The sequence below is a fragment of the Pseudoalteromonas sp. SR45-6 genome, assembly GCF_014163545.1.
GTDB classification, from domain to species: Bacteria; Pseudomonadota; Gammaproteobacteria; order Enterobacterales; family Alteromonadaceae; genus Pseudoalteromonas; species Pseudoalteromonas rhizosphaerae.
Genome location: NZ_JACJDM010000132.1, coordinates 1 through 1,457, shown reverse-complemented (window position 1 = coordinate 1,457; position 1,457 = coordinate 1). Strand labels below are relative to the sequence as shown.

Below are 1,457 nucleotides of genomic sequence, written 5' to 3'. Positions count from 1 at the left end.
TAAATGATTGCCCCCGTTGCGGTTACTTGAGTTTGCCCGTTGCTTGGTGCACTGACAACCGTCACACTGCTCACATCTAAGCTGTCGCCGATATCAACATCACTGTCGTTACCCAATACGTTGACTTCAAATGAACCTTCTTCTTGCAGTTGGGCGGTGTTATCTAGCGCCACTGGTGCGTCGTTCACGGCATTAATGGTCAGTGTGACGGTCGCTGGGGTTGAGCTTAAGCCTTCGCTGTCTGTTAATGTGTAGGTGAAACTAAATACCCCATTCACATCTTGGCTTGGCACGATAGCTAAACTACCATCTAGGTTAACGCTGACTGTCGCAAAGTCGTACATGCCCGCCCCCGTGCCTTGGTTTTCAAGGCTTACGTTGGCAGCATTAAAGCCACTGTCTTCTACGTCTGAGTCGTTTGCTAAAATAGCTAACGTTGTTGCGGTATCTTCATCAGTCGTCACTGCATCATTAGCAACAACGGGGCGGTCATTCACCGCACCTATATTTACCGTAACGGTTCCTGGCAGTGACACACCGCCTTCGCTGTCGGTAATGGTGTAGGTGAAACTGTCTTGCCCTGTAACGTTCGCATCTGGGGTATACACAAAGGTGCCCGCGGCTTGGTCAAACACCACTTGCCCTGAGCTTGGCGCTCTGACTAAGTTAATCGTGCCCGTTGGGATGGTGTCTTCCACATCACTGGCCAGTGAACGCACATTGGTCACTGCTGATGCGGTGTCTTCATCCACACTTAAGCTGATAGCTTGTACCTCAGGGAGGTCGTTCACTGGGGTAATGGTGACTGTCACTGTCGCCGCTGTTGAGGTATTCAATGCCGCATCTTTTACCGTATAAGTAAAGGTATCTGTCCCCGTTACATTGCTGTTCGGTGTATACGTGGCAATGCCGTTGGTGATACTTACTGTGCCTTTACTCGCGGGTAATACGATGGCCGCTGAAGCGACCACTAGGTCATTTTCTGCATCACTGTCATTCGCTACCAAGCTAAAGTTCACTGGCGTGTCTTCTGCAGTGGTGGCACTGTCATCCATGGCAACCGGTGCATCAGCAACCGGCGTTACCGTAAGTGTTACTGTCTGTACCGCCGATAACGCACCTGCGCTATCACGAACTTGGAAGGTGAAGCTGTCGCCGTGGTTTTCACTGCCGTCATGTTGATAACTAAAGCTACCATCGCTGTTTAAGCTGACACTACCAAATTGTGGTTGACTGACAAGCTCTGCGCTGAGTGTGTCGCCTGCATCATCATCGCTGGCGTTACTTAATAACCCGTTTGCAAGTGCCACGGTTAAAGTCGCGGCTTCATCGAGGTTAAACGCGAAGTTTTGCCCTACCGGCGCATCATTGGTGTTGGTTACCTCTAATGTAAATGGCGTTAAACTGGCGCTATCTGTGCCATCGTTAACACTGATAGTAATAGCCGCGTAGCTGCC

The 1,457-nt window shown here is 50.4% G+C and carries 1 protein-coding gene; it reads right to left on the bottom strand.

The genetic code is table 11. The features are described from left to right. A partial coding sequence (locus tag H5158_RS22465) for a tandem-95 repeat protein (RefSeq protein WP_182740956.1) occupies positions 1–1,457 on the bottom strand: 1,457 nt, incomplete at both ends.